General features: G+C 30.3%; 8 protein-coding genes and 1 pseudogene. All 9 read right to left on the bottom strand.

Annotated elements, in window-relative coordinates; translation table 11 throughout:
• On the bottom strand, window positions 1-889 hold an 889-nt coding region (locus VLM92_RS10870), incomplete at its 3' end, for a hypothetical protein (protein ID WP_325276369.1).
• Window positions 890-997: 108 nt separating this feature from the next.
• Window positions 998-2,242: a lysine 2,3-aminomutase gene (ablA, locus tag VLM92_RS10865; RefSeq protein WP_325276368.1), complete on the bottom strand. Its 1,245-nt coding sequence runs from the start codon at window positions 2,240-2,242 to the stop codon at window positions 998-1,000.
• A 16-nt stretch (window positions 2,243-2,258) separates the two neighbouring features.
• The gene (locus VLM92_RS10860) at window positions 2,259-3,290 is read right to left on the bottom strand and encodes an L-erythro-3,5-diaminohexanoate dehydrogenase (protein ID WP_325276367.1); all 1,032 of its coding nucleotides are present in this window, start codon (window positions 3,288-3,290) and stop codon (window positions 2,259-2,261) included.
• Between the two features lie 107 nt (window positions 3,291-3,397).
• Window positions 3,398-4,054: a 3-oxoacid CoA-transferase subunit B gene (locus tag VLM92_RS10855; protein WP_325276366.1), complete on the bottom strand. Its 657-nt coding sequence runs from the start codon at window positions 4,052-4,054 to the stop codon at window positions 3,398-3,400.
• Window positions 4,055-4,708, bottom strand: coding sequence for an acetate CoA-transferase subunit alpha (gene atoD, locus VLM92_RS10850; RefSeq protein WP_325276365.1), 654 nt, complete (start codon window positions 4,706-4,708; stop codon window positions 4,055-4,057).
• Window positions 4,709-5,533, bottom strand: a complete 825-nt coding sequence (locus VLM92_RS10845) for a 3-keto-5-aminohexanoate cleavage protein (protein ID WP_325276364.1) — start codon at window positions 5,531-5,533, stop codon at window positions 4,709-4,711.
• Between the two features lie 111 nt (window positions 5,534-5,644).
• Window positions 5,645-6,025, bottom strand: coding sequence for a hotdog domain-containing protein (locus tag VLM92_RS10840; protein ID WP_325276363.1), 381 nt, complete (start codon window positions 6,023-6,025; stop codon window positions 5,645-5,647).
• Between the two features lie 72 nt (window positions 6,026-6,097).
• Window positions 6,098-7,078 (bottom strand): electron transfer flavoprotein subunit alpha/FixB family protein, encoded by a 981-nt coding sequence (locus VLM92_RS10835; RefSeq protein ID WP_325276362.1) that lies wholly within the window; start codon window positions 7,076-7,078, stop codon window positions 6,098-6,100.
• 18 nt (window positions 7,079-7,096) lie between these two features.
• Window positions 7,097-7,443, bottom strand: a pseudogene (locus VLM92_RS10830) (electron transfer flavoprotein subunit beta); the annotation flags it as partial.

The raw sequence follows: 7,443 nt of genomic DNA, 5'->3' as shown, positions 1-7,443 counted from the left end.
TTATAGCTTTTATACATCCTTTAAGTTTTATAAACTTATCATAAATTTCTTTATCTAAAAAGATCTTAGTACTATCACTAATTAATATAGTTACATTTTTATACTTATATCCACTTTTTATCAAATTTTCTATAAAGCTATTTGTAAGAGTTCCGTTGATAACTATATACTTAGTATTATCATTAATAGCATCATAGACTTCTTTGTGTGCATTTAAAGTTGTACTTATATTAAGACTCTTATACGTATAATCCTTATTAACTAAACTAACCTTATGTTCTTTAATATCTTCATAAATTTTTGAAAATTCATCATCATATACCTTATCAGTATTTAACATATTAGCTTCATAAACAATTTGTTCTACTGCTTTTTTTATATTTTTATTTAAAATAGCTCCACTGCAAAAGATTGTTGCTTCTGTAATAGATGGTGATCCTAAAGTTTTTCTAGATAATGCGCCATCTACTATGCTTAATTTAGCTCCAGACTGCTTTAGTCTTTCACATATATATTTAATTTGATTATTTATAGATGGTCCTGCTAGTTCTACATATCCATCACTTAAAGCTCTAAATATAATTACACTACCTAAAGGTGTATTTATATTTGTAACTTCTAGTATTTCTTTAGTGATATCACTATTTAACACACAACTTTTAGCTGTGGCTATTATACTTCCTTTATTTACATAAATTCTAGGTTTTTTAGTTTTAGTAACAATATCTTGGCTTTCTCCATCAACTCCTATTGATGTAAGGCCAAGGGTTGTATTACATTTGGATATTTCTTTTATTATGTAATTTAGTGTTGTTGTTTTTCCAACATTTTTGTAATTCCCTATAATAGATAAACTTTTATATCTTAATACTTTTTTTAGTATATCCATAACATTAATCCTTATTAATCCTTTTTATATTAAGGAAGTTATACTTATCTGTTGCAGATAAGTATAACTTATAAATTTTTAATAATAAAAACTTACATTATCTTTTATCTAACTATTTATTAATTCTCTTTTCTTTCTATCTAATTCAGTTGGTTCAAGTACCATTCTTTCATTATTTAAAAGTCCTGCTACACCTACTTTATGAACAGTTTTTTCTCCACTACAAACTTCACAATCACATTGTTGTTCGTAGCTAGCAGGCTCTGTATAAGTTGTTATAACCCCTTCAAAGTTTCTAAGTATTACTTTGTCATGACTTTGAGATATAACATAATTTGGCATAACTGGAGTTTTACCACCACCACCTGGTGCATCTACAACAAATGTTGGAACACAATATCCTGAAGTATGTCCTCTAAGCCCTTCTATTATTTCTATACCTTTAGATACTGGAGTTCTGAAGTGCTCTATTCCATTAGATAAGTCACATTGGTATATATAATATGGTCTAACTCTTATTTTTACTAAATCATTAACTAATTTTTTCATAACATGCATGCAGTCATTTACCCCTCTTAGTAAAACGCTTTGATTTCCTAAAGGTATACCTGCATTTGCCATTTTCTCACATGCTGCTTTTGATTCTTCTGTTATTTCATTTGGATGATTAAAGTGAGTATTTAACCAAATTGGATGGTACTTTTTAAGTATATTAACTAAATCATCAGTTATTCTTTGTGGCATAACTACAGGAACTCTACTTCCTATTCTTATTATTTGAACATGAGGTATTTCTCTTAATTTACTTATAATGTATTCTAATTTTTCATCACTCATTAAAAGAGCATCTCCACCTGATAATAATACATCTCTTATTACTGGCGTGTTTCTTATATATTCTATTGCATTATCTATTTGATTTAATGGTTGTGCATCGTCTTTTTGACCTGCAAATCTTCTTCTAGTACAGTGTCTACAATACATTGCACATTGATCTGTTATTAAAAGTAATGCTCTATCTGGATATCTATGAGTAAGTCCTGGTACTGGAGAATCTCCATCTTCATGAAGCGGATCATCTAGATCTGCACTTGATCTTGATAACTCTTTTGCTGTTGGAATTGCTTGTTTTCTTACAGGATCATTAGGATTTTCTGGATCCATTAATGATAAATAGTATGGAGTTATACTCATTCTTAAGTTTTCTAAGCACTTTTTAATTCCTTCTTCTTCACTTTCTGTAAGAGGTATATATTTTTTTAAATCCTCAACAGTTGTTATTCTATTTTTAACTTGCCATTTCCAATCATTCCATAATTCTTGACTAACATCCGTAAATATTTTTCTATTCATATTTTTTATCCCCCTATTATACATATAAGTTTTTAAATATATTTCTTAAATTTTCACTTTCTTTTAAAGCATTTATTGTAACCTCAGCATGACCTTTAGTATATCCATTACCTATTATCATGTTTACATCCTTACCTACCCCTTCAGCTCCAAGCGCTGCTTTTGTAAATGCAGTTGCCATTGAGAAGAAGTATACTACTCCGTCATCTTTAACAGGAAGTATTGAACTCATTTCTGTGTTAGGAACATTTACACAGTTTATACATAAGTCTATTTCTTCATTATCATTTGCCTTTAATACTTTTTGAAGTACTTCATTAGGATTTTGTGCATCTCCTACTATAGCTACATCAACAAGTCTGTTTTCTATTAAAAACTGTGCTTGTTTATCACTTCTAACTAATCCCATAACTTTACCTTTTTTACCTGCTTTTTTCTTAGCTTCATAACAGCATAACATTCCAGATTTACCAGCAGCACCTAATATAAGTACACTATCATTTTCTTTAACTAGTTTTTGAGTTTGAGCAGGAGCACCAGCAACATCAAGTGCAGCTAAAGCTAAGTTTTCTTCCATATCCTTTGGTAATTTTGCGTATATTCCACTTTCAAATAATATAGCTTTTCCTTTTATTTCAACTCTATCTATATCTGGTTTTATATCTATTATTTCATCTATTTTTAAAGGAGTTAATGATAACGAAACTAATGTAGCTATTTTATCTCCAACAACTAAATCTGTTTTATCTACTAATTCAGATCCTATTTCTTCAATAGTTCCTATTAACATTCCACCAGAACCTGTAACAGGATTTTGCATTTTACCTTTTTCCTCAACTATTTCTATTATTCTAGATTTTATTTTTTCTACATCATGGTTACATTCTTCTTCTATTTGAGTAAAACTAGCAGAATCTATATTTAAAGCACTAACATCTATTAATATTTCATTTTCATAAATGTTCATATCATTATTAACCTTAATTGCTGGTTGTGGTAATACATTTTCATTTATAACTCTGTGTGTTCCGTATTTACATCCTTTCATAAAAAAATCCCCCTTGTTTATATAAAATATTATTTTAATTTTTAATTATTTTAATATGTTAACCATTAATCAGTTAACATAATTTTATTATGTGGACTAATTAATTTTTATACTTCTATGTATTTTAAATTTTCAGATATTATAAGCTCTGCATCTGTCATTTCTTTTAACTCTTCAATACTTACATCTTTACTTATTTCTTTTACAACTAAACCTTCTTTTGTTACTTCCATAACAGCAAGTTCAGTTATTATCATATCAACTACACCTTTAGCAGTTAATGGAAGAGCACAATTTTTAAGTATTTTAGATTTACCTTTTACAGTATGAAGCATTGCAACTATAACTTTTTTAGCTCCAACGACTAAATCCATAGCTCCACCCATTCCAGGAACCATTTTTCCTGGTACTATCCAGTTTGCTAAATTACCATGTTGATCTACTTCAAGTGCTCCAAGTACAGTTACATCTACATGACCTCCTCTTATAAGACCAAAGGACACTGATGTATCAAAGAAAACACCTTCATCATTTATAGTTACAAATTGACCACCTGCATTAGTTACATCTACATTTATTTCATCTTCAGATGCAAGTTTTCCCATGCCAACCATTCCATTTTCTGATTGGAAAGTTACTTTTACATCTTTATCTATGTAATTTGCAGTTAAAGTTGGAAGACCGATTCCTAAGTTTACCAACTGATTATTTTTAAATTCTTTAGCTACTCTTTTAGCTATAATTTCTTTTGGTGAAATAGTCATTTATTTTCCCTCCCTAACTATGTAATCTACTACTACGCCAGGAGTCATTATCATATCTTGGTTTAAGCTTCCAGTATCTACTAAAGTTTGTGCTTCTACTATTACTAAATCACTTGCCATGGCCATCATTGGATTAAAATTTTTAGTAGTTCCTTTATAAATTGTATTTCCAAAATCATCTACTACACTACCTTTTATAAGTGCTATATCTGCTCTTAGCGGTAGTTCTAATAAATATTCTTCTCCGTTTACAGTTATTTTTTCTTTGTTTTCTTCAACTAAAGTTCCAACACCTGTAGGAGTTAATATTCCACCTAATCCAAATCCACCTGCTCTTACTCTCTCTATTAGTGTTCCTTGTGGAGATAATTCAACTTCTAGTTTTCCTTCATTCATTAATCTTCCTGTTTCTGGATTTGTTCCTATATGAGATGCTATGACCTTTTTGACTTGATTGTTTACTATAAGTCTTCCTATACCTTTATCTACAAATGAAGTGTCATTTCCTATTATTGTTAGATTTTTAACTTTAGATTCTACAAGTGCATCTATAAGATGTTCTCCTGTACCACATGCTAAAAATCCACCTATCATAATAGTCATATCATCTTTAAAAAGATTTTTTATTTTATCTAAAGAAACAACTTTATTCATTTATCTTCCCCCTAGGCCTAATATGCTACGAGCTTCAATTGGTGAAGCTATTTCTCTTTGAAGTTCATTAGCTATTCTTACTACTTTTTCAACTAACTCTCCATTTGATTTTGCTGGTACTCCCTTTTTCATATATACATTATCTTCAAATCCAACTCTTACATGACCACCTAATAATATACTTAAAGCTACCATTTCAAATTGAGCTTTACCTATACCACTTACTGTAAAAGTAGCATCCCCTGGTATACTTTCTTTCATAAATATTAAATCCCTATAAGTAGCACTTATACCACCATTAACTCCCATTACAAAGTTAAAGTGCATATTATCTTTTATAAATCCTTTTTTATTTAATCTTAAAGCCATATCTACCATGCCTTTATCAAATACTTCTATCTCTGGCTTAACATTTTGTTCTATCATTTTCTTACCAAACTCTTTTATGGTGTTTTCAGTATTTACAAATATATCATCTCCACCAAAGTTACAAGTTCCACAATCTAAAGTTGCCATTTCAGGACTTAAATTTACTGGCTGTATTCTTTCATCATTGCTCATTCCTACAGCTCCACCAGTTGAAGGTTGAACTATAACATCTGGACAAGCTATTTTTATAGCCTCCATACATTCTTTAAATCTATTTATATCTTGAGTAGGAGTACCATCATCACTTCTTACATGAAGATGTATTATTGATGCTCCTGCATCATATGCTGATTTTGCTTCTCTTACTATTTCTTCTACTGTATATGGTACATTAGGATTATGTTCTTTAGTTACCTCTGCACCGCATATTGCAGCAGTTATTATTAGCTTATCCATATTAAACCCTCCATTTCATTCAACTCACATAAATTTGATCAACAGGCCTGCTTTCTAGGCCGTTGGCGATATGAAGTAATTCGCCGACACGTCGCTCAAGCGAAGCGAATTTTATAATCTTTGCTTATCCTTAGGTACTACACAAGTTCCGCTAGCTTTACATACTACTATTGGATCCAATAAAATTTCTGCTGCTGATTCATTTATATCTGTTCTTGGTACTATAACCTTTCTAGCTTCAAATACCATTTTTCTTGAAGTATTTCCAAATCCAACTATTTCACCAACTGCTTCTATATAATCACCTGCATAAACAGGAGCTAAAAATTCTATATCATCATAAGCTTTAAATAATCCTTCATCTCCATCATGTTTTATTAATAACTCAGTAGCAACATCCCCAAATAATTGAAGCATTTTAGCACCATCTACTAAATCCCCACCATAATGAGCATCATGACTTCCCATTCTAACTCTTATCATAGCTTTCATTTTAAATCCCCCTTATATATATTTTATTAAGCGAAGTAATTCGCCGACATGTCGCTTGAGCAAAGCGAATTTTTACTTATTTTTTAATTCTTCAATTAAGTTTCTAACAACCTTATTTACATCCCCAACTATTCCAACATCTGCTACTTCAAATATTGGAGCTTCTGCATTTTTATTTATAGCAACTATAAATTCAGATTCTTCCATTCCAGCTAAATGTTGTATAGCACCAGATATACCACAAGCAAGGTAAAGATCTGGTCTTACAGTTTTACCAGTTTGACCTACTTGTCTTGCCTTATCTACCCATCCAGCATCAACAACAGCACGAGATGAACTTACTTCAGCACCTAATAAATCTGCTAATTCATATAATGCATCCATATTTTCCTTAGAACCTATCCCACGTCCTGCTGATATTAGTATTTTTGCATCTTCTATATTAACTTTCTTTATATTTTCACTTATATATTTTAGTACTTCTACATTTTTATCACTTTCTTCAAACATTACCTTGAAGTCTTCTATTTCACCAGTTAAAGAAGTATTCTTTTCTAGTTTTTGCATAACCCCAGGTCTTACAGTACTCATTTGTGGCCTATGATCTGGACATACTATAGTAGCCATTATATTTCCACCAAATGCTGGTCTAGTCATAAGTAAACCTTTAGTTTCTTCATCTATTTCAAGACTAGTACAATCTGCTGTAAGTCCTGTGTGTACACTAGCACTAACTCTTGGTGCTAAATCTCTACCTATTGTAGTTGCACCAATTAACACTATTTGAGGGTCTTTTTTATTTATAACTTCACAAAGTGCTTTAGTATAAGTATTTGTTATATACATATCTAAATTTTCATCATCTACACAAATTACTTCATCTGCTCCACAATGTATAAGTTCATCACATAAAGGCTTGACATTATATCCTAATAAAACTGCACTTAATTTATCATCTAACTTGTTTGCTAATTCTTTTCCTTTTCCTAATAACTCCAAAGAAACATTTTGAATAACAGCATTTCTTTGTTCTATAAAAACCATTACACTCATTATTTTCCCCTCCTTATACTATTCGTTAGTTATTATAAACTTTTCTTTAAGAGCATTTACTATTATAGATGCTCCTTGTTTTTCATCTACCTCATGAAGCTTGCCAGCAGTTTTAACCCCTTTAGTAAAAGACTTTTTAACCTTTGTAGGAGAACCTTTAAGACCTATATCATCTAAACAAACTTCTATATCTTTTAAATTCCAAGTTTCTATCTTATCTTCTTCAAAGCAATCATATATTTCAGAAACTCTCATGTATCTAGGATTATTCATTTCTTTTAAAGTAGTTACAAGAAGTGGCATCTTTGCTTTTATAACTTGATAACCATCTTCAAAAGCTCTATTTACAATCACACAATCATCTT

This window comes from Romboutsia sp. (assembly GCF_035470145.1).
In the GTDB taxonomy this organism is placed as follows: Bacteria; Bacillota; Clostridia; order Peptostreptococcales; family Peptostreptococcaceae; genus Romboutsia_D.
The sequence above is the reverse complement of the archived record's forward strand: the minus strand, read 5'-3'. Positions and strand labels throughout refer to the sequence as shown.

Coding starts and splice junctions, on each gene's coding strand:
- ablA (WP_325276368.1), bottom strand. CDS start 2,242: ATGAATAGAAAAATATTTACGGATGTTAGTCAAGAATTATGGAATGAT.
- VLM92_RS10860 (WP_325276367.1), bottom strand. CDS start 3,290: ATGAAAGGATGTAAATACGGAACACACAGAGTTATAAATGAAAATGTA.
- VLM92_RS10855 (WP_325276366.1), bottom strand. CDS start 4,054: ATGACTATTTCACCAAAAGAAATTATAGCTAAAAGAGTAGCTAAAGAA.
- atoD (WP_325276365.1), bottom strand. CDS start 4,708: ATGAATAAAGTTGTTTCTTTAGATAAAATAAAAAATCTTTTTAAAGAT.
- VLM92_RS10845 (WP_325276364.1), bottom strand. CDS start 5,533: ATGGATAAGCTAATAATAACTGCTGCAATATGCGGTGCAGAGGTAACT.
- VLM92_RS10840 (WP_325276363.1), bottom strand. CDS start 6,025: ATGAAAGCTATGATAAGAGTTAGAATGGGAAGTCATGATGCTCATTAT.
- VLM92_RS10835 (WP_325276362.1), bottom strand. CDS start 7,078: ATGAGTGTAATGGTTTTTATAGAACAAAGAAATGCTGTTATTCAAAAT.